Source organism: Tatumella sp. UBA2305, assembly GCF_002345795.1.
Classification (GTDB): domain Bacteria; phylum Pseudomonadota; class Gammaproteobacteria; order Enterobacterales; family Enterobacteriaceae; genus Tatumella; species Tatumella morbirosei.
This window is the reverse complement of the sequence record NZ_DDVT01000015.1, coordinates 616,868-640,185: the sequence shown is the minus strand read 5'-3', so window position 1 is coordinate 640,185 and position 23,318 is coordinate 616,868. Positions and strand designations below refer to the sequence as shown.

Sequence of the window (23,318 nt, the reverse complement as noted above, 5' to 3'; positions counted from 1 at the left end):
CGCTATTGCGGCCTTTTTTTTCAGGCTAAGGCGGTGTGTCGGTATTGGTGACACACCATTGCTATTACCGGCAGATAACGCGGATAATTCCGGATGTTTGTTTCACTTTCTATCCCAACTGGTCCGAAGTGCTATCCCAGTGGGAGATTGTTAACTGACAGGCGCCGTGGCTGGCCAAACTACGCCGGAATACGAGCCCTGTGTTCGCTGGATTGCTTATTCGGAGCCCCGGGTATGATACGTATTGCTGTTGCTATAATGGTATTAATACTGGCAGGTTGTAGTAGCCATGCACCTTCTCCCGATGCCAGGCTGTCTGATCCTGTCCGTGTGAGGGCGCAACTGAATGCGCAGTTGAGTGAATGGCACGGCACACCTTACCGTCTTGGCGGGCTTAGCCGCCGGGGCATCGATTGTTCGGGGTTTGTATTACTGACCTTCCGTAACCGCTTTGATATCCAACTTCCCCGCACCACCAGCCAGCAAAGCCGGATTGGCACCCGAATCAGTAAGAAAGACCTGCAGCCCGGTGATTTGGTATTTTTCAAAACCGGCTGGGGAGAAGACGGGCTGCATGTGGGTATTTACGATCGCAACAACTTGTTTATTCATGCCTCGACCAGCCGGGGAGTGATACGTTCTTCACTGAATAATGTTTACTGGCGTAAGGTTTTCTGGCAGGCAAGACGGATTTAGTCGTCAGGTAAAGGACTTTACCAGGATAAGTAGCGCTGAGTGCGGGACTCAGTGTGGCTGCTGTTATACTGTTCACTGACAGGGTAAAATGACCGCCCGACAGCACTTCAGATGCTGATTTTTCACCGGACGACCTGCGGAGTTACTATGCGGTTTAATAATACCTGGTTCAATGAGCTGCCTGATTTCTACAGTGCAGTCACCCCGACACCGCTGCAGCAAGGTCGCCTGCTGTATCATAACCAGCCACTGGCTCAGACTCTGCAACTTGATCCACAATTGTTTGCCGGTAATGGTCATCCGCTATTTTACGGGGCAGGTCTGGCTGAAGGCATGTCACCGTTGGCCCAGGTTTACAGTGGTCATCAGTTCGGTGTTTGGGCCGGGCAATTAGGTGACGGACGTGGGTTGTTACTGGGCGAACAACAGCTGGCTAACGGTCAAAAGTATGACTGGCACCTGAAAGGGGCCGGACTGACGCCTTATTCCCGGAGCGGTGACGGGCGGGCAGTGATACGCTCAACGGTCAGGGAATTTTTGGCTTCAGAAGCGATGCTGGGGCTGGGGATACCAACCAGTCGGGCGCTTAGCCTGGCAATCAGTGACGAGCCGGTCTATCGGGAACAGACCGAACGTGGAGCTATGCTGGTCAGGATTGCCGAAAGCCATCTGCGGTTTGGTCATTTCGAACATTTTTTCTATCGTAACCAACCGGAAAATGTCATAGCACTGGCTGACTATGCCATCCGCCATCACTGGCCGTCACTGGTGAATGATGCTGATCGTTACCTGTTATGGTTCACTGATGTGGTAAAACGAACTGCAGTGATGATTGCCCACTGGCAGGCGGTTGGTTTTGCTCACGGAGTGATGAATACCGACAATATGTCATTGCTGGGACTGACGCTGGATTATGGTCCATACGGTTTTATGGATGACTATAATCCGGAGTTTGTCTGCAATCATAGCGATTACCAGGGGCGTTACAGCTTCGAAAATCAGCCTATGGTCGCGCTATGGAATCTCAACCGACTGGCCCATGCCTTGTCCCCACTGATGAGCATTGAGCAGCTTAAACAAGCATTGGCAGGCTATGAAGGGGTACTGATGTCGACATGGGGTACCCTGATGCGTGGAAAACTGGGGTTGTTTAGCCAACAGTCACAGGATAATGACCTGCTTAGTGAGTTGCTGGCGCTGATGGCTAACGAGCACAGTGACTACACCCGTACTTTCCGCCTGCTGTCAGAAACAGAGCAACATCAGTCACTTTCACCGCTGCGTGATGAGTTTATTAACCGTCCAGCGTTTGATCACTGGTTTGCTAAATACCGTCACCGTCTGGCGAGCGATCAGGTTAGCGATCAGCATCGTCGTGAAACGATGTTGCAGGTCAATCCGGCCGTCATTTTGCGCAATTATCTGGCGCAGCAAGTGATAGAGGAAACAGAACGGGGAGAAAATACCGCGCTGGCGGAATTGCATCAGGCGCTGCAAAATCCGTATCAGTTACCGGAGCAGCAGCAGGAACTGTTTAACCGGCCTCCTGAGTGGGGGAAAACGCTGGAAGTCAGCTGTTCCAGCTGACTTCCAGGCATTTGGCACTATCTGCTGGCAGTCACTGCATCTGCCAGCAGCGCTAGTACGGCTTCGGTATCTGACCAGCCGATACAAGGGTCGGTGATCGACTGACCATAGACCAGTGGTTTACCTTGCACCACACTTTGCTGACCTTCTTCAATAAAGCTTTCAATCATTACCCCGGCGATGGCTGTTTCTCCGTTGCGTAACTGTTGTGCTATATCTTCAGCGACCAGCAACTGACGGCGGTGTTGTTTAAGGCAGTTACCGTGACTGAAATCAACCACTATCCGGGGAGGCAACTGAAATTCTTCCAGTGACTTGCGGGTTGCAGCGATATGCTCACTGGTGTAGTTAGGTTGTTTACCACCACGCAGGATAATATGTCCGTCAGGATTACCACTGGTCTGGTAAATGGTCATCTGCCCCTGTTTATCCGGCGAAAGAAACATATGGCTGGCGCGGGCGGCCCGGATAGCATCAATAGCAATCTTTACATTGCCATCAGTCCCATTTTTAAAACCCACAGGGCAGGAGAGTGCCGAGGCCATTTCACGATGGATCTGGCTTTCCGTCGTTCGTGCGCCAATTGCGCCCCAACTGATAAGGTCTGCAATAAACTGGCCGTTTACCATATCAAGGAACTCGGTTGCGGTCGGCATGCCAAGGGTATTGATATCCACTAACAGCTTCCGTGCGATGGCCAGTCCCTGATTGATATCATAGCTGCCGTCGAGGCCAGGATCGTTAATCAGTCCTTTCCAGCCGGTCACCGTACGCGGTTTTTCAAAGTAGGCACGCATCACGATTTCCAGCTGGTCACTGTAACGCTGACGCAAGGCCATCAGACGTTCCGCATAATCAGTAGCCGCCTGTGGATGATGCAGTGAACAAGGGCCAATGACCACCAGTAACCGGTGGTCATTGCCCTGTAAGATCCGGCTAATCCGCTGGCGGGTGGCCAGAATATTATCGGCGATGACCGGAGGTAATGGAAAGCGGCGAGTCAGTTCCGCAGGAGTGATTAACTGCGCAACCGGCGCAGTGCGTAATTCATCAGTTTTATTCATTTCAGTCTCAAAATTTGTGCTTCTCATCGGCAGAATGCCGGGAAGATATGGGACAAAAGATAACCGAACAGTGGATGATTTCAACTGAAAGAAGCAAAAAGCTACGGGTTATTGACTGAAGGAGGGAGAAAACGCAGTGGAAGATAAAAAAAATGCCCATCCGGAGGAGGGCAAAGACTACACACAGCAATTTGAGCACCCGGCACAATCGGATACCGGAGTGAAAATGTTAATTATTATCATATGGTTATTTATATTATCGGTCTGTAGGAATCATCCCATTACCAGTGGGGGGAACGCAATACGGGGATAATCAAGCCCCTGAAGGAGATCAGGGGCAGAGACAAGGCTTATTCTGAAACAGACGGTGAACGGGCGTTACGTGCCTCTTCGGCGGTTTTACGGGCATCTTCTATCAGTTCTTCCACCACCGTATGAGGATCATCGTGTGGCTCAGGAGCTTCATGCATCCAGACCGATACCAGCCGGTAAGATACCGCCAGAACCACAGGACCGATAAATAAGCCAATCATGCCGAAAGAGATTAACCCACCGATAACTCCGGACAGAATAATCAGCATGGGTAAATCAGCACCGAGGCGAATCAGCATCGGCCGGATGAAACTGTCCATGGTACCGACGACACAGCTCCAGACCAGCAACACCGTGCCCCAGGTCGTATCGCCACTCCAGTAAAGCCAGATAATGGCCGGAACCAACACCAGCAACGGACCAATCTGGATCAGACAACAGAAGATCATCACGACGGTAAGTATGGTGGCGTAAGGGATTCCGGAGATGGCAAGACCAACACCCCCGACCACGCCCTGCAGCAGGGCGGTGACGACCACACCCAGTGCCACAGCACGGATGGCCTGGCTGGCCAGCAGTACCACGGCATCACCACGCCGGCCTGCCAGACGGTAAGCAAAGTGACGGATGCCTTGTCCGACCCTTTCACCGCGCCAGTAAAGCAGAGCACTGAATAACAGCATCATGGCCAGATGGACCACAACCCGACCGAAATGACCCGCCTGAGCAACAAAGAAGCTGGTGGTTTGTCCCACATACGGCTGGATTTTAGCCATCATGGCACCGCCGCCACCGGCGATCATTTTTTGATAATATTCTGACAGCTTATCGCCAATCAGAGGAATATGGTTCAGCCACTCCAGTTTGGGGATTTCGATATGTCCTGACGTTGCCCATGAAATCACCGGGCCAATGTTGTCGATAACGCTGCTTATTAATAGTGCAATGGGCAGAATAAAGACCAGTAAGATGATTAGTGTCATAACCAGAACCGCCAGAGACCGTCGGCCCCACAGGTATTTCTGGATGCGCAGCATTAATCCCCAGGTGGCTATTACTACCATTCCTGCCCACGCAAAGCCCAGTATAAATGGTTCAACTACCCAAAAGCTGGCAGCAATCATCAGAATAAAAAACAACAGTGTAAATAACTTTTGCGGTAAGTCCCTGTCCTGCGGCAATGCTCTCATAACAACTTTTTACCTCAATTAATTCACCCGACGCCGGGGATCATGCTAATGATGCGGTATTTCGCTCCATTACAACAGAGGCAGTCACTAAACTTTTTCACACAGTAACAAAAGCGACTGTGGCAAAAATATGGTAAAACCAATGACTGAAACTATTACAACAACACAACATCCTGGTTTTAAATACATGATCCCACAAATAAGCCAGGCACCGGGGCTGAGCCCTCAGGTGCTGTCATTTATTGAGACACTCACAAAGCAGGGCTTTACTGGTGATATTGCGACCGATTACGGCGCACGTTTGAGCATGTCTGTCGACAACAGTATTTATCAGTGTCTTCCTGATGCGATTGTTTTTCCGCGTTCGGTGGCTGATGTCACGCTGGTTAGCAGGATTGCTGACCAGGCGGAGTTTGCCGGGCTGACCTTTACTGCCCGTGGGGGAGGTACCGGCACTAATGGTCAGTCCCTGAACCAGGGGGTGATCGTCGATTTATCCCGACATATGAATCATATTCTCGAAATTAATACCGAAGAAGGCTGGGTTAAGGTTGAGGCCGGGGTGGTCAAAGATCAACTGAACCAGTGGCTAAAGCCTTACGGTTTTTTCTTTTCACCGGAATTATCCACCAGTAATCGTGCCACCATAGGCGGCATGATTAATACTGATGCTTCCGGGCAGGGATCACTAGTGTATGGTAAGACCTCGGATCATGTACTGGGCCTGAGAGCGGTTCTCGAAGGTGGGGAGCTGATAGATACCCGGGCAATGCCGGTGAGCCTGGCGGAAAATATTGCCGCAGAAAAGACCCGTGAAGGTCATATCTACCACGAAGTACTCAGTGCCTGCCGTGATAACCGCCAGCTGATTATTGATAAATTTCCTAAGCTTAACCGGTTTCTGACCGGTTATGACCTGAGGCATGTACTGAGTGATGATCTGCAAACCTTCGACCTAACCAGAATACTCTGTGGCTCGGAAGGGACGCTGGCCTTTATTACCGAAGCCCGGCTGAATATCACGCCGATTCCAAAAGTCCGTCAGTTGGTAAATATCAAATATGACAGCTTCGATTCTGCACTGCGCAATGCTCCTTTCCTGGTTCAGGCAAAAGCATTGTCGGTTGAAACCGTAGATTCGAAGGTTCTGAACCTTGCCCGCGAAGATATTGTCTGGCATTCAGTGAGTGAACTGATTACTGACGTACCCGGCGAAGAGATGCTCGGCCTGAACCTGGTAGAGTTTGCCGGTAACGATGTTGAACTCGCCAGCCGTCAGGTCAGCGACTTGTGTGAACGTCTTGACCAACTGATGGCTGAAAAGCAGTCAGGGATTATTGGCTATCAGTTATGTACGCGGCTGGATGAAGTGGAGCGTATCTATGCGATGCGTAAAAAAGCCGTGGGTCTGTTGGGGAATGCCAAAGGGCATGCCAAACCAATCCCGTTTGTGGAAGATACCGCTGTGCCCCCGGAGCATCTGGCGGACTATATTACCGATTTCCGGGCGCTGCTGGACGGTCATGGACTGAGTTATGGAATGTTCGGCCATGTGGATGCGGGGGTACTGCATGTACGTCCGGCACTGGATATGTGTGATCCTCAGCAGGAACTGTTGATGAAACGCATTTCCGACCAGGTGGTTTCCCTGACGGCGAGCTATGGAGGTTTGTTATGGGGAGAACACGGTAAAGGTTACCGCGGCGCTTACACGGCAGATTTCTTCGGCCCTGAACTGTTTCATGAAGTCCGGCGCATCAAACGGGCCTTTGATCCGCAAAACAGGTTAAATCCCGGTAAGATCTGTACGCCGTTGGGCAGCAATGAACAGCTGAAGCCGATAGAGAGTCCAACCCGTGGAAGCTTTGACCGGCAGATTCCTGTAACAGTGCGTGACGAGTGGCGCGGGGCGATGGAGTGTAATGGCAACGGGTTATGTTTTAACTTTGACGTGAACAGTCCGATGTGCCCGTCGATGAAAATCACCCGAAACCGTCTTCATTCCCCTAAAGGACGCGCGACTCTGACGCGGGAATGGTTGCGGTTGTTGGCTGACCAGGGAATTAACCCTCAACAGCTGGAGCAGACTCTGCCACAAAATGTACTGAGTCTGCGGGGCTTTATCAGTAAGCTGAAAAATACCCGCCAGGCTGCCAAAGGCAGCTATGATTTCTCCCATGAAGTGAAAGAAGCGATGTCCGGTTGCCTGGGATGTAAAGCCTGTTCGACCCAGTGCCCGATTAAAATCGATGTGCCGTCCTTCCGATCCCGGTTCCTGCAGTTGTATCACAGCCGTTATCTGCGCCCGGTCAGCGATCATCTGGTTGCGGCGGTAGAGAGCTATACGCCGTTGATGGCGAAAGCCCCGCGTCTGTTTAATTTCTTCCTGACTCATCCACAGATGCAGGCTCTCAGCAAAAAACACATCGGGATGGTGGATTTACCGGCATTATCCTCGCCAACCCTGAAACAGCAACTGGCAGGCCATCAGGCGTTACAGACAACACCTGAGGATCTACGCAAGATGACTGACGCGCAGCGCCAGGAATATGTGCTGGTGGTACAGGATCCGTTTACCAGTTACTACGAAGCTAGTCTGGTGAATGATCTGATTAGTCTGATCAGCCGGTTAGGCTTTAAGCCGGTGCTGCTGCCTTTTACTCCAAATGGTAAAGCACAGCACGTTAAAGGGTTCCTGCAGCGTTTCGCTAAAACTGCACAGAAAAGCGCTGATTTCCTTAATCAGGTGGCGGCACTGGGAATTCCAATGGTCGGGACTGATCCGGCACTGGTGCTGTGTTATCGCGATGAGTACCAACAGGTGTTAGGCGATAAACGCGGTAATTTTAACGTGTTGCTGGCCCATGAATGGCTTGAGCAGGTAACTGCTGACAGGGCGGAACAGCAGCCAAACGGCGACGTCTGGTATCTGTTTCCGCACTGTACCGAAAATACCGCATTACCGATGGCGGCCTCTCGCTGGAAAACAATTTTTAGTCGCTTTGGTGCCGCGCTGGAAACCGTGAATGCCGGTTGTTGTGGTATGGCCGGCACCTATGGCCATGAAACTAAAAACCTGGAGAACTCGCTGGGGATTTATCAGCTTTCCTGGCAGCCACATATGGAGAAACGCGCACGGAATCGCTGTCTGGCCACCGGCTATTCCTGCCGTAGCCAGGTAAAGAGGATCGAAGGCGCGGCTGTTCGTCATCCGTTGCAGGCATTGTTAGAAATCGTGCGATAAACTGCCACCTCAGAGGGACCTCTGTGTCCCTCTGTCAAATCTCATGGCAGTTGTTCGGAGTAACAAAAGAACTGTTCCTGCAAACTACACACCTGTTCCCATTCCCCTTCCTGCATCAGCAGATGGCTCAGCCTGCTAAGTGAATAGCGTGCCAGTTGCAATGCCTGTAAACGAAACAGTGTTTCACGTTGCTCATCGGCCATTTCATGAATTAATTGCTGGTGGAGATCCAGCAGTATTGAGGTATAACGCGCATCATCACCTTGCATCTGACATTTATCAGCCATACTCAGGCAGAGATCGTTAAACCCGCGTAATACCGCCAGTGAACTGTCTGCGGCTTTTAATTCGGCTTTACTGGTGTGAAACTCCCTGCACATATTTCTGAGTGTCTGATGATATTCTTCAAGGTGCTGATTTATCCAACCGGAAAATGAGATCATCATAACAAACCCTTCAACAATAATGATAATCATTATCATGTCTTTATCGGGTCTATTGCAAGTATAAAATGCACGGATAACCATTTTATCCGGGGCGTTCTGTTCCTGAGTGGCAGGCTGCGGCTCAGGTGATTAATCCGTCCGACCGCCGGCAGGCTATTGGGTAAATGCTGCCGCAAAGGAAGGGTCAGTGACCTTTTGAATATCAAAGGCTGACGGCAAGGTCCCGGTCTGATGTAAAAAATCGGCGGTTTGCTGGAAATCGCGCGTGGCCTGAGGGTCAACAGGCCCGACGGTCATATTGGCATTGCTGATCCAGTGCAGTGACACTGTGGGATCCAGGTTTGCCTTTTTCGCCCAGATAGCCGCGTATTCAGTTTTGTGGGTTGCTACCCATTGACGGGCCAGAACCAGCCGTTTCAGGAAGTCGCTGATTTCCGCCCGGTGATTATCGATAGCCTGATTGCTGGCCGCAATCGCAGAAATTCCCGGCATGAGCCCACGGGCAGTAATCAGCGTTTTTGCCCCGGAAAATACAATCTGCTGAGAGACATAAGGTTCCCAGACCGGAAAAGCATCGATACTGCCGTTAATCAGTGCCGAAGAAGCATCCAGCGGCATCAGCTTAACGAATTTGACATAGTCATCCGGCAACCCGGCCTGCGCCAGTGCCCGCAGGATCAATTGCTGGCTCCAGGCACCTGGCCAGTACGCCACTTTTTTTCCTTTGAGGTCACGAATACTTTTTGCCGGTGAATTTTTAGCCACCAGTAGCGCAATGGTGTCCGGATTCTGACGTGAAACACCGATTAACCGTACCGGGGCATTTTTGGCGGCCAGAAAAGTAAACCCTGAATCACCCAGAAATCCGATATCCAGCGCCCCGGCATCCAGCGCTTCTGCCAGCGGGGCTGCCGACTGGAAGTGTTTCCATGATACGGTATAGGGTGCTCCCTTCAGTACGCCGGACGCTTCAACAGAGGCTTCTACATTGTAGTAATTCTGGTCACCAATATTCAGGGTGGTCTGTGCGCTGGCCTGAGCGGCAACTGCCGCAAGAGATGCTAACAACAGGCTGCGCCATATAACATTCAGTTTCATTAGTGCTGCTCCGAAATAGGGGGAAGGTCGGAAAGGTGTTCACGTAATGCAGGAATCAGTCCGTTACCGTAACGGATAGTGTCTTCCAAAGGGTCAAAACCGCGCAGTAAAAAGGCGGAGGCGCCTTGCTGATAATATTTACCCAGAGCTTTTGCTACCTGTTCTGGCGTACCAACCAAAGCGGTAGAGTTCCACTGAGCACCAGTCAGCTGAGCTATCCCCATCCACAAGCGCTCGTCCAGAACATCTCCGCGCTGTGCAGCGGCCAGTAATCGTTGCGAACCGGCATTTGCCGGTGCATGGTCGCTGACAGGGAGGCCCAGCCGCTGACGAGTTTCTCGTATTCGTTCGAGAATTTCATAAGCACGGGTCCAGGCCTGTTGCTCGGTATCTGCGACGATCGGCCGGAAAGAGACAGAGAAATGAGGGTCACGTCCTCTGGCTCTGGCCGCCAGGCGCACCTTCCGTGTATGCGCAGCGAAATCTGCCACCGGCTCTCCCCACAACATATAGGTATCAGCATAATCTGCCGCGACCTCTATGGCAGCGGCAGAGGCCCCACTGAAATAGACCGGGATATGTGGTTGCTGCAAGGGTTTAACGTCCGTCAGTGCGCCGATAAAACGGTAAAATTCACCGTGATAATCGACAGGAGCCGTCGAGGTCCAGATTCGTTTCAGGATATCAAGGTACTCGCGTGTCCTTTGATAACGCTGGTCATGGTTCAAAAAGTCGCCGTCACGTTGCTGGTCAGTATCGCTACCTCCGGTTATCACATTCAGAGATAAGCGCCCACGGCTGAAATGGTCCAATGTTGCTAGCTGACGGGCAGCTAATGGAGGGGCAATCACCCCCGGACGATAGGCCAGTAAAATGCCTAGTTTCTCAGTGGCCGCCGCCACAAATGAACTGACCACCGCACCTTCTGCGCCATTTGAAAAATAGCCGACCAGAACTTTGTCGAATCCCGCGGCTTCATGGGCTTTAGCGAACCGACTGACATACTCCGGGTTTACCGCACCGTCTATGGGTTGATCTACTTCTGTAGATGGCGTGGCTGTTACCATGCCAATGATTTCCACACTCATACTCACTCCACGTATCTTCTTCTGACAGGTATTCCTGTGGCTAAGGACTTAGTAAGTCAAACTATAACGCAGTCATTAATATTCATTAAATTCATTTAAAATATAATATATATGCGTAAATGTGATTTTAAGTCTTACGGATAGCCAACGGGATTGCCCTTAAAACAGGCGGAAATATCCTTGAGTCGCGGTTCCTCCGGGAGCAAAAATTCGCACTGCGAAATCGATGTTAAGCCGTCAGCAGAAATAGGTGAAAGAGAGAGGTCCGACAGAGAGTCAGGGAAGGGAGAGCGGTAATACAGATTAGTTCGAAAAAAAATGGCGCCCCGGGGGCGCCATTTTCATTACCAGGACGCTTACTTACGGTATGCGTGAGCCTGGTTATCCAGACGCTGGTTAGCGCGAGCTGCGTCATCTTTAGCAGCCTGAACGTCAGAACGCACTGCGTTCACGTCGTTGCTCAGCTGGTCAACTTTGGTGTTCAGAGTCTGAACATCGCTTGACAGTTGGTCGATTTTAGCGTTGCTAGAACAACCAGCCAGCAGAGTTGAACCCAGAATTACCGCGCCCAGTACCAGTTTAGTACGATTCATTATTTTACCCTCTAGATTGAGTTAATCTCCATGTAGCCCAATAAGTATTACACAAAGCTTTTTGAGTTGAGAATATATTTTTTATGAGAACATGCTTAATTTTGCCTATTCGGTCAAAGAAACAGCGATTAAACATTTATGATAAATTTTTTAGTAAAAACATTGAGTTTTAATCGGATTTACCTTAATTCAAAACCAAATTTTTAGTAGATTTTTATTTTTTTTAGCTCTGATTTAAAATAAAAAGGAATAAAAAAGGCGTCCTGCAGGACGCCTTTTAATGCAAATAGTTTAAATCCGGTGAACTGAAGCAGTGTTAGTGGTTCCGCTGGGTACCAACGCACCAGAAACCATGACGACAACATCACCTTCCTGAGCAAATCCAGAACTCAGCGCAATTTCTTTGCCAATACGGTAAAAGTCATCAGTAGAGGCAATTTCTTTCACCACGTGGGTTTCAACACCCTTAGTCACTAACAACTGACGGGCAGTGGTTTCATTAGTCGTCAGTGCCAGAATCGTCGCCGCAGGGAAATATTTCCGGATAGATTTCGCCGATTTTCCGCCTTGAGTGGCGACAATAATCAGCGATGACTCCAGTTTTTCAGCTGTTTCGACGGCACCACGGCAGACTGCTTCGGTAATGCGCAACTTGTGACTGTCGTGCAGGGTATCGATGCGACTGCCCATCACACGATCGGTCCGGTCACAAATCGTGGCCATAATAGTAACGGCTTCAAGAGGATATTTACCCTTGGCACTCTCCCCTGACAACATTACGGCATCTGTGCCATCGAGAATGGCGTTGGCCACGTCACCGGCTTCAGCACGGGTCGGACGCGGGTTCTTAATCATTGAATCCAGCATCTGAGTGGCAGTGATAACCACTTTGCGCGCTTTATTACATTTTTTGATCATCATTTTCTGAGCGAAGATAACTTCTTCGACCGGAATTTCTACCCCAAGGTCACCCCTGGCGACCATAATCCCATCTGATGCTTCGAGAATTTCATCGAAGTTATTCAGACCTTCCTGATTTTCGATTTTAGAGATGATCTGGATATTTTCGCCGCCATGTTGTTTCAGGTGTTCGCGAATATCCAGCACATCGGAACGTTTACGAATAAACGAGGCAGCAACAAAATCAACGCCCTGCTCACAACCAAAAATAAGGTCACGTTTATCTTTTTCGGCCAGTGCCGGTAACTGGATAGAAACGCCGGGCAGGTTAACCCCTTTATTTTCCCCCAGATCACCATTGTTCAGTACTTTACAGACCACAGTTTGTTCGGTGACGGAGATCACTTCCATGCCCAGCAAACCGTCATCGACCAGAACAGTATTTCCAACAACCAGATCAGCAGCAAAACCAGGATAGGTGACCGCGACCTGTTGATTATTACCAATCACAGTCTGATCGGTAGTAAAAGTGAAAGTCTGACCAGCCTGTAACGACACATCATTTCCGCCTTCCAGTTTCATAGTGCGGATTTCAGGGCCTTTGGTATCCAGCAGAATAGCGGCACTGTGTTGGGTTTTACCCACAACCGCGCGCAGGTTAGCAATACGCTGTCCGTGTTCAGCGTAATCACCATGGGAAAAATTCAGACGCATCACATTCATACCCGCATCCAGCAGGCGGGTCAGCATCTCTTCAGATTCAGTTTTTGGACCGATGGTACAGACGATTTTGGTTTTTTTCATGACGGGTTATCTATAAGTTGTAATGGATGAGAATACTAAAGACCGCCGGCGAGGCTCGCCAGCGGCACGAAATTGGGTCCTGGACAGCACAAACTCACAGGGGCGAATACGAAAATAAGAGAGATAAAAGGAGGGTAATGCGTAAGAGACTGCATTACACACAGGAAGATCAGAAAAAGATGTTGCGCAAACTTCAGCCGTTAATACTCTTATCACGTTATTCGCGGACACCGTTCAAGTGGACAACGGGATTATTATAGTCACTAAGTGAGCGGAAACCAAACAGAAATCGGAGAGAAGGCTGACTGAAGGGACAAAGAATGATATTGCGCAACAGAGAGTCAGATTAACCCTGGTGTTGCCGGCCCGGGGTCAGGAGCCAGAATAAGGGGGGGCAGACGACTATTTTCTGACTTCTCTCCGGGGCAGAGTAGCGCCGACAACCCGTGAGTTTAACGGGCTGCCGGCAGTGCCAGAGGGCGTTTAATGGTTTTTCTTCGGGGTAAATAACCACCATGTTGCCTGATAAGGGCTAAGTTGACAGAGTTCCGGGGATGCAGGCGTCTTGTCAGTATTGGTGACAATCAGCTGGTATTCACCATCACCCGGAGTGACAGGAGGCAGCCAGTCAATAATGTGGTCAGTGAGGTTAGCAACGACCAGCAACTGATCACCTTGCCACTGACGAGAGTAACTCCAGAGTTCAGAGGAGGCAGGGCTGAGGTCCTGATAATTACCAAACTGAAGAACCGGAAGTTGCTTACGCAGACGAATCAGTTCACGGTAGGTATAAATAATGGATTCCGGATCAGCCAGCGCGTCCGCGACGTTAATTTCAGTACTGTTGGCCACACAGCTAATCCATGGAGTCCCCCTGGTAAAGCCGGCATGGTGGCTGTTATCCCATTGCATTGGTGTCCGGCTGTTATCGCGGGATTTGGATGCCAGAATGGCCAGTGTTTCCTGCAGTGATTTACCGCCACTCAGCAGAAGATCGAACATATTCAGACTTTCTACATCCCGGTACTGGTGAATATCCGTAAATCCGGCATTGGTCATGCCAATTTCTTCCCCCTGATAAAGATAAGGAGTGCCTTGCATGCCGTACAGCACGAGGGCCAGCATTTTGGCCGAAATCTCACGGTACTCTAAGGAGTCATTGCCAAAACGTGAAACAACCCGGGGTTGATCATGATTTCCCCAGAATAAGGCTCCATTTGCGCGCTGGTGCATTCCCTGTTGCCAGTCCGCAAACAGCTTTTTCAATGCCACAAAATCGGGTTTCGCCAGCGTCCATTTCTCACCATTCAGATAATCGACTTTCAGGTGATGAAAGTTAAACGCCATCGACAGTTCACTGTTATCCAGAGATGCATACTGCTGACAGTGCTCGAGGGTGGTAGAAGACATTTCTCCGACGGTAATCAGGTTCAGCGGTGTAAAAACATCCCGGTTCATTTCCCGCAGAAACTCATGTACCCGGGGACCGTCGGTGTAATATTTTCGTCCATCCCCGTCAGGATCATCTATGAACTGCTGTGGCTTGGAAATCAAATTCACCACATCCAGCCGCAGGGCGTCCACCCCTTTGGCTGCCCAGAAACGACAGACTTCTTTCAGCGCCTTTCTGACCGGAGGATGTTCCCAATTGAGATCAGCCTGCTCACGACTAAACAGGTGTAAATAATGCTGACCGCATTCCGGTTGCCATTGCCATGCCGGACCACCAAACTTAGATAACCAGTTAGTCGGTGGTTGGTCCGGCGGGGAATCCCGCCAGATATAATAGGGGTGGAAAGGACTGTCAGGGTCACATGCCTGAATAAACCAGGGGTGCCGGGTCGAAGTATGGTTAAACACCATATCCATCATCACTGACATACCACGCAGCCGGGCTTCACTGACCAGGCGTTCGAAATCGTCCATGGTTCCGTAGACCGGATCTATCGCACAATAATCGGCAACATCGTAGCCATTGTCGACCTGGGGTGAAGGGTAGACCGGTGTCAGCCAGAGAATATCAACCCCAAGAAACTGCAAATAATCCAGATGGCTGATAATGCCGGGAATGTCACCGATGCCATTGCCGGTGGTATCCTGGAAGCTCTTTGGGTAAATCTGATAAACGACTTTGTCCTGTGTCCATGGTTTTTCCATGACTGCACCTGCCTTGTTATTTCAAAATGATCAGTCAGTCACCGGCGTAGCAACAGACGCCTGTGCTTTAATTTCTCTACGGGAATGAATCCGGGCCATAACCAGAGTCAGGATCAGTGGTACTGCGATCGCAATCACCATCGCGATGGCATAGACGCTCCAGAATTTAGGCTGAATAGAGAGGATGCCAGGCAAGCCACCGACTCCGATCCCATTGGCCAGCACATGATTCAGGCCACAGAATAGGGCGGCCAACGCGGAACCAATCATTGCGCACAGCATCGGATAGCGGAATTTAAGATTTACCCCATACATGGCCGGCTCAGTCACTCCGAGGTAAGCGGCAATGGCCGCCGGAACCGAGACAGAACGCTCTTTAGGGGAACGGCGGATAATGATCATCGCCAGTACAGCAGAGGCCTGGGCGATATTCGATAACGCAATTAAAGGCCATACTGGTGTACCCCCCATACTCTGAATCATCTGCATGTCGATCGCCAGGGTGGTCTGGTGGATACCAGTAATGACCAGCGGTGCATACAGGAAACCGAACAGTGCAGAGCCGATAGGGGCAAAACTGCCGGTCATTGCCAGTTGCACGGCATGAGCGACGCCATCTCCCAGCAAACGACCGAAGGGACCAATCAGGCCATGTGCCAGAGGAATTGCTATCAGTAATGAAGTGACCGGAACAATCACCAGGTTGAGTGACGCGGGAACAATACGCTTCAACTGACGTTCGAGAATGGCCAGAGCCATTCCTGCCAGAATCGAAGGAATAACCTGCGCCTGATAGCCGACTTTTTCGACCGTAAACCAGCCAAAGTTCCACACCTCAGCCGCGTGCTGCCCTAACTGATAAGAGTTCATCAGTTGTGGAGACACCAGGGTTATCCCGAGAATAATCCCCAGTACCGGAGTACCCCCCATTTTCACCATGGTAGACCAGCAAACGGCGACCGGTAAAAACATAAAGATAGCTTCCCCTGGCAGCCATAACAGGTCATAGATGGTCTGCCATACCTGAGAGGACTGCGCCAGAGTTTTACCGTCACCGAACGGAATATCGCCAATGACATTACGGAAGCCAAGGATCAGACCTCCGCTTATCAGGGCAGGGAGCAGCGGAAAGAAAATATCGGCGATATGCGATAAAGCGCGTTCGCCTAAGGACATATTTTTACGTGCTGCCTCACGTTGCTGATTACGATCCGCTCCCTGCAGGCCCAGGGTGGACATCATCGCCTTATAATAATCATCCACTTCAGGGCCAATCACCACCTGGAACTGTCCGGCATTGGTAAAACAGCCTTTGACCATTGGCAGTGATTCAAGGTTAGGGCTACTGGCCTTTGAGGGATCGTTCAGTACTAATCTCAGACGGGTTATACAGTGGGTGGCGCTGACAATATTGTCACGGCCACCCAGGAATTCAATAAGATTATCAATATCCTGCTGCTTCACTTTGCTCATGGCAAATCCTTAATGGTTGTCCCTGACGAAAACATTTTCAGGCCGACTGGCCTCGCCATGAAAAAGCATAATTCAAATTGTTGCCAAAGGTGTCGGGAACGTTCCCGGAACTGAATGTTGATCACAAATTCGCAGCATTTTAGCTTCAGGAATCAGAGATAAGTTTACCTTTCAGCAGAAAGTTTTGTCTCCGAACCGTCCTTGTCAGGTGGGAAATCAGCTGTCTGGCAGCCAGTTTGCCGGCGGTGGCATAACCAAATTCCAGTATCACTACGTCCGGAAACAAAAAGCCCAATAACGGTGTATTACCGATAGCCGCAACCTGGATATGGATGTCTGGATTTTGCCGCAGATATTTATACACCCCGAGTGCCAGAGTGTCTGTGGCACAAATGACCGCACTGGTTCCCGACGAGCACACACTGGAGGCCAGGGTATAACCGCTGTGGTAATCCAGGCTGCCGAGCGCAAAGTGAGGGGAGAGGTTCAGTCGTTTACAGGCGCTCAGGTAGGCCCGGTAGCGATCGCCACCGGTAGTTTTATCATCTTCAGTAACCCCGAGGTAGCTGATAGTGCGGTGTCCCAGCTGATAAAGATGGCTGGCAAGCAGATTGACTGCACCCACATCGTCATAGCATACCGACGAGAAACCTTCACAGGGGTGGACCATCAGTACCATTTTATCCTGCCAGCCACTGAGCATATCAGCGGTTAAACCAGTGAAGCTAAAAAGAATAACACCGTCAACCTCACGCCGTTGTAATACCCGCAGATGTTCGGAAACTTTGTCGGTACTGAAACGGCTCTCCAGCACAATGGCATCATAGCCATTCTGATACAACAGAGGCAACATGGCACTGACTGCCTGATTTTCGGCGGCAGAATCCAGTCTGGCGAGGATAACCCCAATCACCCGGCTTTCGTTAACCCGCATCGAACGGGCAGAACGTGATGGCACGAACTGGTGTTCCCTGATCACGGCTTCAATGCGTTCCCGGGTCTGTGGATGTACATCGCCCTGATGGTTAAGTACCCGCGACACCGTCGATTTACCCGTGCCGCTTAGCCGGGCGATATCCTTGATGGTCAGACGTTTCGACATAGAGGTTTTCCATAAGCAGTCAGATGCGACCTTGCGGTAGCCTGAAACACAGTGGCTTATAGTAACCGATATTGTGGTTAAAAGGGACTTTACATCAGATTGTTAAGGGAAAGGGCGATATAGAACTTAAGAATAAAGCAGAATGGTGCGTTCTAGTGGACTCGAACCACCGACCCCCACCATGTCAAGGTGGTGCTCTAACCAACTGAGCTAAGAACGCGTAACGAAATGGTGCGTCCGAGTGGACTCGAACCACCGACCCCCACCATGTCAAGGTGGTGCTCTAACCAACTGAGCTACGGACGCACTGGTGCGTTCTAGTGGACTCGAACCACCGACCCCCACCATGTCAAGGTGGTGCTCTAACCAACTGAGCTAAGAACGCTTTTGCTGCCAGTGACTGCCTGACAGCGGGGACGAATATTAACGGCACAAACAGTGACTGGCAAGGAGAATAATTGTTTTTTATGACTAACTGGACAGCAACTGTGCTAAGCGCGCTAAATTTAATCAGTGGCGGAAAGTGAAACCCGCCATCGGGCGACTATCTGGCGGCCCGTTGTAAAATTACCCCCTGCGGCATTCGCTGAACACGGAGGATTCGCCAGGTCATCATTATCGCCGCGGCACTGAGCCCGATAATAAAACCGCACCAAAATCCTGCCGGTCCCATCGCCGGGACCAGAATATTGGTGAGCGCCAGCGTATAACCAAAAGGCAGCCCCAGCACCCAGTAGGAAACCAGTGTGATAAAAAAGATAGCCCGGGTATCTTTATAGCCGCGTAAAATACCACTGCCAATGACCTGTACACTATCAGAAAACTGGTAAATTGCCGCCAGCAGCATCAGATGCGCTGCCAGCAGAACGACCTGTGGGTTGTCGTTATACAGCAGGGCGATTTTGTGCCGAAAAATCACCGTGCATATGGCGGTAATACTGGCCAGCGATAATCCGACCCCCTGAGATGTCCATGCGGCGACTTTGGCTGCTGCAGCATCCCCCTGACCTAAACGGTATCCGACACGGATGGTGGCGGCAACACCCATAGACATTGGCAGTACAAACATCATTGAGCTGAAATTAAGCGCTATCTGGTGACCTGCGACATCTACAATTCCCAGTGGTGAGACCAGTAACGCGACCACTGCAAACAGCGTGACTTCAAAAAAAAGTGCCAGTGCTACCGGTAAACCCAGACCCACTAAGCGTTTGAGGATCTGAAAATCAGGGGCAGAGCGCTGGGTGACGTGGTGAATATCCCGCATAACCGGCATCCGGTTAACCCAGAAACGCATAATCAGGAACATCACCCAGTAAACTGTGGCGGTGGCAACACCACAGCCCACGCCGCCGAGTGCTGGCATACCCAGATGGCCATAGATAAAAACATAGTTAAGCGGAATATTACATAACAGTCCGATAAACCCCAGCACCATCCCCGGCTTGGTTTTTGACAAACCCTCACACTGATTACGCAGGGTCTGGAACAGCAGATAGCCCGGAGCGCCCCACATTAAAGCATGCAGGTAGCGTTCCGCTTTATCCGCCAGTTCTGGATTGATGTCTGGCATATAACGAATGAATATCCCGGCATTCCACAGGAGGATGATGGTAAACACCGACAAAAAAATCCCCAGCCATAACGCCTGGTGGACCTGATAGATAATTTTGTCCCTGCGTCCGGAGCCATTAAGCTGGGCGACCGTCGGAGTCAGGGCCAGTAATAATCCTTGTCCAAACAGGATCACAGGCAGCCAGATAGAGGTACCAATAGCGACGGCGGCCATATCGGTGGCACTGACGGAACCGGCCATAATGGTGTCAACAAACCCCATAGCGGTCTGAGCAACCTGAGCCAGTATAACCGGAATAGCAAGCCCGAGAAGCTGACGCGCCTCAGTAAAATACTTCTGCACGAATACACCTGTTTAAGAAAGGGAACATGGGAGGAGATAAATCCTTATCTGCGCCTAGTGTAACGAGGTAAAAAAAGTTAGCAACCCGGCAAAACAAACTATTTTGATGATTATCAAGACACATTAATCGATAAACAGTCGCCAGTGGTTATGGTAATCTGCGACTAAATGCAGAGGGAGTTTAATTATGTTTACAGGTATTGTGCAGGGGACGGCAGAAGTGGTGGCTGTTGAAGAAAAACCACTGTTTCGCACCCATACACTAAGGTTTCCCGCGGAGTGGCTGGAGGGACTTGAGATTGGTGCCTCCGTGGCCCATAACGGATGTTGTCTGACCGTGACCTCGATTCGTGATGATCTGGTCAGCTTTGATCTGATAAAAGAAACGCTGCGTGTCACTAATCTGAATGATATTACTCCGGGTTGCCGGGTCAATATTGAAAGGGCGGCCAGATTTTCTGATGAAATTGGTGGGCACCTGATGTCAGGCCACATTATGACGACGGCGGAAATAGCAAAAATAATTCAGTCAGAAAATAATCGTGAAGTCTGGTTCCGTTTGCAGGACAGTTCATTAATTAAATATATTTTACATAAAGGTTTTGTCGGAATTGATGGTTGCAGTCTGACTGTCGGTGATGTGGTCGGGAATAAGTTCTGCGTTCATCTGATTCCTGAAACCCTGGAACGGACATTACTGGGCGAGAAAAAAATTGGTGGTCGTGTGAATATCGAAATTGATCCTCAGACTCAGGCCATCGTGGACACGGTGGAGCGGGTGCTGGCAGCGCGGGATATGGCGAAGGGTGCAGAATCAGTCTGAGTTCAATCCCCTTATCGCAACCAGTTGATAAATATTCGTTAATAAACAAACCCGGAGTCTTGCAGGCAAAAGCTCCGGGTTATATGCAGTATTACACCATCCAGTTACGGTTAACGGGCGACCCGTAAACCGCCATCTACCCCGCGGGTAAACACCACCTGCCAAAGCTGAATGTCACGGGCGCGGAACGCACCGGCGCAGGCATTCAGATAGTAGGTAAACATACGTTTAAAGCGTTCATTATAGTTATGTTCCAGCTGTGGCCAGCTGGCGAGGAAACGCTCATACCATGCCATCAGTGTCCTGTCATAATCGACACCAATGTTATGCCAGTCTTCCATCACAAAATGGGGTTCGCTGGTTTGCGCAATATGAGCGACAGATGGCAAACAACCATTTGGGAAAATATATTTATCAATCCATGGGTCAACATTTAAATCTGTATGATTAGAACCAATGGTGTGAAGTAAAAATATACCGTCCGGTTTTAGATTGCGGTTAACAACATCAAAATAGGTCGCGTAATTTTTCGGACCTACGTGTTCAAACATCCCGACAGAAACAATCCGGTCAAAGCTCAGATTCAGATCACGGTAATCCTGCAGCAGGATGGTGACATCCAGCCCTTTACACCGCTCCTGAGCCATTTTCTGCTGTTCCGCAGAGATGGTCACACCATGGACACTGACACCATAGTGACGCGCCGCGAACTCGGATAAACCACCCCAGCCGCAACCGATATCCAGCAGGGTCATACCTGGCTCAAGTTGCAGCTTACGGCAGATCATATCCAGTTTCGCTTCCTGAGCGGCTTCCAGAGTGGTTGCCTCTTTCCAGTAACCACAGGAATACTGCATATAAGGATCGAGCATCAGGCTGAACAGATCATTTCCCAGATCGTAATGTTCTTTACCGACTATCCAGGCGCGTTTTTTAGATTGCAGATTCTTAAGACGGGCTGTAGCAATTCGAAGGGTATCTTTAAAGTGATGCGGCAATTGTTTATCAAGTTTATGTTTCAATACCCGATAAAAAAACTGGTCAAGCCGTTCACATTCCCACCAGCCGTCCATATAACTCTCACCTAAACCCAGAGAGCCTTCCTGCAAAACTCGTTTAAAAAAATCAGGGTTTTTTACCTGAATATCCCAAGGGCGATCACCATTGATAGCAATATCGGCCATCGACAGCATTTCACTGGCAATACGGTACCAATGATCTTCCTTAAGGCTAACTTCTGCTACACATGATGAACTCATACGCTTCTTATCACCTGTTCTATTTGAACCTGAAGAAAGAATAGACAACTTTCGTGGGTTCGTGAGTAAACTCACAAAAAACGTGCATTTATAAGTAAAGACAAAACAGAGGTGCTAGTAAATATCGAAAAATGCGGTTGCGCAGACAAAGCACAAACAAAATTAGTCAGCATACACGGTGACTTATAATAGAAAATTTGTCACCAGAGTGATTATATGCCCGGCAATCTGAATGTTCAATGACTGATGATTAGGGCGCTAATTGTGAAAGCAGGATTAACCCGCCGTGCGAGCGGCGGGAGAAATTAAGGGCAGGGAGGTTTACGATACTGAAGACAAAAGCCGGCTCCGGCCAGAAAAACGGTGACGCCCATTGCTGTGGCGGTTGTCAGTAAGGGCTGTGAAAGATGATAAGACACCAGCAAACTGAACACGAAGCATAACCCCAGCTGCAACGCGTTCTGTAGGGCAGCAGCCTTACCGCTTGCGTCGGGGAATACCTGAAGCGCCGCAGAAACGACGACAGGATAAATAGCCCCGTTAGCCATTGCCATGCCGCAGAAGGGAAGTAACAGGCTGAACAGCTGAGGTTGGCTAAAGAAACTCACAGCGACAACACCAGCGATACTCACTGTATAAAGCGCCAGCAACCAGGGTAACAGTTGACGACCACTGAACCGGTTAAGCAGAGCACGACAACCAAAGCCACCCGCAAGGAACGTCAGGGTTTGTGGGATATAGCTTAGCCCGATATCACCGGTAGTCAGCCCCAGCCCGGATAGAATAAAGGGTGAACCGGTTAGCCAGGCAAAGAAACTGGCAGAGCAGGCTGAATAGATCAGCACATTGCCACTGTATTGGCGTACCGAGAGTAACTTCAAAAAACCCGGGGTTACAGAGTCCTTTGCTCCGGAAACTGCCGTTGGCCTGGTCGGTAAGCGCAGGGTAGCCATTATCAACACGCAGGTCAGCACAGTTAATACCAAAAATATTGAATGCCAGTGAAAATGTGCCAGCAACCATGATCCAAGTAACGGAGCAAGCGCCGGCGACAATGCGACCATGGGCATTATAGTGGCAAAAATCTTCTGACTGCGGGATGCCGGATAGTGATCCAGTACCAGGGATTGCCAACTGACGGCGGCAGCACAGACACCGGTGGCCTGGATAAATCTCAGCGCCAATAGCGCATGTGGCGAGGATACCCACAGCATTGCCAGACAGCTCAATGCAAATATTGCCAGACCAGTCACCAGAACGGGTTTCCGGCCAACTTTATCCGACAGCGGGCCCCAGAATAACTGAGCGCAGGCAAACCCTGCAAGGAACAGGCTCAGGCTGGCACTAATCACACCTGAATCGGTATTCAGATCCTGTTTCATGGCCTCAAAAGCAGGCAGATACATATCTGTAGCCAGAAAACCCAGCATACTGAGTAATGACAGATAGACTAAAAAGATTACCGGATGACGCATCGATCCTCCTCGTGGAAATTTGCGCCAGAGTTTAAAAGGGTGCGTGGAGGGTTGTGAACCGTTATTATTTGCAACCAACTGTGAAAAAT

17 protein-coding genes and 3 tRNA genes are annotated in these 23,318 nt (G+C 50.1%); 4 read left to right on the top strand and 16 right to left on the bottom strand.

Going from position 1 to position 23,318, the window contains the following annotated elements; all coding sequences use genetic code 11:
• Nucleotides 1–234: 234 nt before the first annotated feature.
• Together B3Z23_RS09350 and B3Z23_RS09345 are read left to right on the top strand one after the other, a co-directional pair.
• Nucleotides 235–696 carry a C40 family peptidase gene (locus B3Z23_RS09350; protein WP_294907230.1) on the top strand — a complete coding sequence of 154 codons (462 nt, stop codon included), beginning with the start codon at nucleotides 235–237 and terminating at the stop codon, nucleotides 694–696.
• Nucleotides 697–843: 147 nt separating this feature from the next.
• Nucleotides 844–2,283: a protein adenylyltransferase SelO gene (locus B3Z23_RS09345; RefSeq protein ID WP_294907227.1), complete on the top strand. Its 1,440-nt coding sequence runs from the start codon at nucleotides 844–846 to the stop codon at nucleotides 2,281–2,283.
• Nucleotides 2,284–2,300: 17 nt separating this feature from the next.
• Here the strand turns inward: B3Z23_RS09345 and B3Z23_RS09340 are convergent, their stop codons facing one another.
• Together B3Z23_RS09340 and ydiK are read right to left on the bottom strand one after the other, a co-directional pair.
• The gene (locus B3Z23_RS09340; protein ID WP_294907225.1) at nucleotides 2,301–3,347 is read right to left on the bottom strand and encodes a 3-deoxy-7-phosphoheptulonate synthase; all 1,047 of its coding nucleotides are present in this window, start codon (nucleotides 3,345–3,347) and stop codon (nucleotides 2,301–2,303) included.
• Nucleotides 3,348–3,697: 350 nt separating this feature from the next.
• Entirely contained in the window at nucleotides 3,698–4,849 is a 1,152-nt protein-coding gene (gene ydiK / locus B3Z23_RS09335) for an AI-2E family transporter YdiK (protein ID WP_294907222.1), read from the bottom strand.
• 187 nt (nucleotides 4,850–5,036) lie between these two features.
• On the opposite strand from ydiK, the gene ydiJ reads away from it, so the two are divergent.
• Entirely contained in the window at nucleotides 5,037–8,093 is a 3,057-nt protein-coding gene (gene ydiJ / locus B3Z23_RS09330) for a D-2-hydroxyglutarate dehydrogenase YdiJ (RefSeq protein WP_294907705.1), read from the top strand.
• A gap of 41 nt (nucleotides 8,094–8,134) precedes the next feature.
• Here the strand turns inward: ydiJ and B3Z23_RS09325 are convergent, their stop codons facing one another.
• The 12 genes from B3Z23_RS09325 to B3Z23_RS09270 form a co-directional block, all read right to left on the bottom strand.
• On the bottom strand, nucleotides 8,135–8,539 hold the full coding sequence (locus B3Z23_RS09325) for a hypothetical protein (protein ID WP_157665914.1): 405 nt from the start codon (nucleotides 8,537–8,539) through the stop codon (nucleotides 8,135–8,137).
• Nucleotides 8,540–8,692: 153 nt separating this feature from the next.
• The gene (locus tag B3Z23_RS09320) at nucleotides 8,693–9,637 is read right to left on the bottom strand and encodes an ABC transporter substrate-binding protein (RefSeq protein ID WP_294907217.1); all 945 of its coding nucleotides are present in this window, start codon (nucleotides 9,635–9,637) and stop codon (nucleotides 8,693–8,695) included.
• Nucleotides 9,637–10,725: an LLM class flavin-dependent oxidoreductase gene (locus tag B3Z23_RS09315; protein WP_038020534.1), complete on the bottom strand. Its 1,089-nt coding sequence runs from the start codon at nucleotides 10,723–10,725 to the stop codon at nucleotides 9,637–9,639. The genes B3Z23_RS09320 and B3Z23_RS09315 overlap by 1 nt, the downstream gene beginning before the upstream one ends.
• Before the next feature lie 356 nt (nucleotides 10,726–11,081).
• Nucleotides 11,082–11,318, bottom strand: a complete 237-nt coding sequence (locus tag B3Z23_RS09310; RefSeq protein ID WP_025901922.1) for a major outer membrane lipoprotein — start codon at nucleotides 11,316–11,318, stop codon at nucleotides 11,082–11,084.
• A 291-nt stretch (nucleotides 11,319–11,609) separates the two neighbouring features.
• Nucleotides 11,610–13,022 (bottom strand): pyruvate kinase PykF, encoded by a 1,413-nt coding sequence (pykF, locus tag B3Z23_RS09305; RefSeq protein ID WP_294907210.1) that lies wholly within the window; start codon nucleotides 13,020–13,022, stop codon nucleotides 11,610–11,612.
• A 483-nt stretch (nucleotides 13,023–13,505) separates the two neighbouring features.
• Nucleotides 13,506–15,179: an alpha,alpha-phosphotrehalase gene (locus B3Z23_RS09300; protein WP_294907207.1), complete on the bottom strand. Its 1,674-nt coding sequence runs from the start codon at nucleotides 15,177–15,179 to the stop codon at nucleotides 13,506–13,508.
• 30 nt (nucleotides 15,180–15,209) lie between these two features.
• Nucleotides 15,210–16,652: a PTS trehalose transporter subunit IIBC gene (gene treB, locus B3Z23_RS09295; RefSeq protein WP_294907205.1), complete on the bottom strand. Its 1,443-nt coding sequence runs from the start codon at nucleotides 16,650–16,652 to the stop codon at nucleotides 15,210–15,212.
• Between the two features lie 145 nt (nucleotides 16,653–16,797).
• Nucleotides 16,798–17,754: a trehalose operon repressor TreR gene (gene treR / locus B3Z23_RS09290; RefSeq protein WP_294907202.1), complete on the bottom strand. Its 957-nt coding sequence runs from the start codon at nucleotides 17,752–17,754 to the stop codon at nucleotides 16,798–16,800.
• 143 nt (nucleotides 17,755–17,897) lie between these two features.
• Nucleotides 17,898–17,974, bottom strand: a tRNA-Val gene (locus B3Z23_RS09285).
• A 9-nt stretch (nucleotides 17,975–17,983) separates the two neighbouring features.
• Nucleotides 17,984–18,060 (bottom strand) — tRNA-Val (locus B3Z23_RS09280).
• A 2-nt stretch (nucleotides 18,061–18,062) separates the two neighbouring features.
• Nucleotides 18,063–18,139: transfer RNA gene (locus B3Z23_RS09275), tRNA-Val, on the bottom strand.
• 159 nt (nucleotides 18,140–18,298) lie between these two features.
• Nucleotides 18,299–19,672 (bottom strand): MATE family efflux transporter, encoded by a 1,374-nt coding sequence (locus tag B3Z23_RS09270; protein ID WP_294907199.1) that lies wholly within the window; start codon nucleotides 19,670–19,672, stop codon nucleotides 18,299–18,301.
• Nucleotides 19,673–19,859: 187 nt separating this feature from the next.
• Here B3Z23_RS09270 and B3Z23_RS09265 point away from each other — a divergent pair, with 187 nt between their 5' ends.
• Nucleotides 19,860–20,495, top strand: a complete 636-nt coding sequence (locus B3Z23_RS09265) for a riboflavin synthase subunit alpha (protein ID WP_294907197.1) — start codon at nucleotides 19,860–19,862, stop codon at nucleotides 20,493–20,495.
• 110 nt (nucleotides 20,496–20,605) lie between these two features.
• Here B3Z23_RS09265 and cfa read toward each other — a convergent pair whose 3' ends face one another.
• Together cfa and punC are read right to left on the bottom strand one after the other, a co-directional pair.
• Complete coding sequence (cfa, locus tag B3Z23_RS09260; protein WP_294907194.1) at nucleotides 20,606–21,754, bottom strand: cyclopropane fatty acyl phospholipid synthase; 1,149 nt, start codon at nucleotides 21,752–21,754, stop codon at nucleotides 20,606–20,608.
• Between the two features lie 305 nt (nucleotides 21,755–22,059).
• Nucleotides 22,060–23,229: a purine nucleoside transporter PunC gene (gene punC / locus B3Z23_RS09255; protein ID WP_294907191.1), complete on the bottom strand. Its 1,170-nt coding sequence runs from the start codon at nucleotides 23,227–23,229 to the stop codon at nucleotides 22,060–22,062.
• Nucleotides 23,230–23,318: the final 89 nt, after the last annotated feature.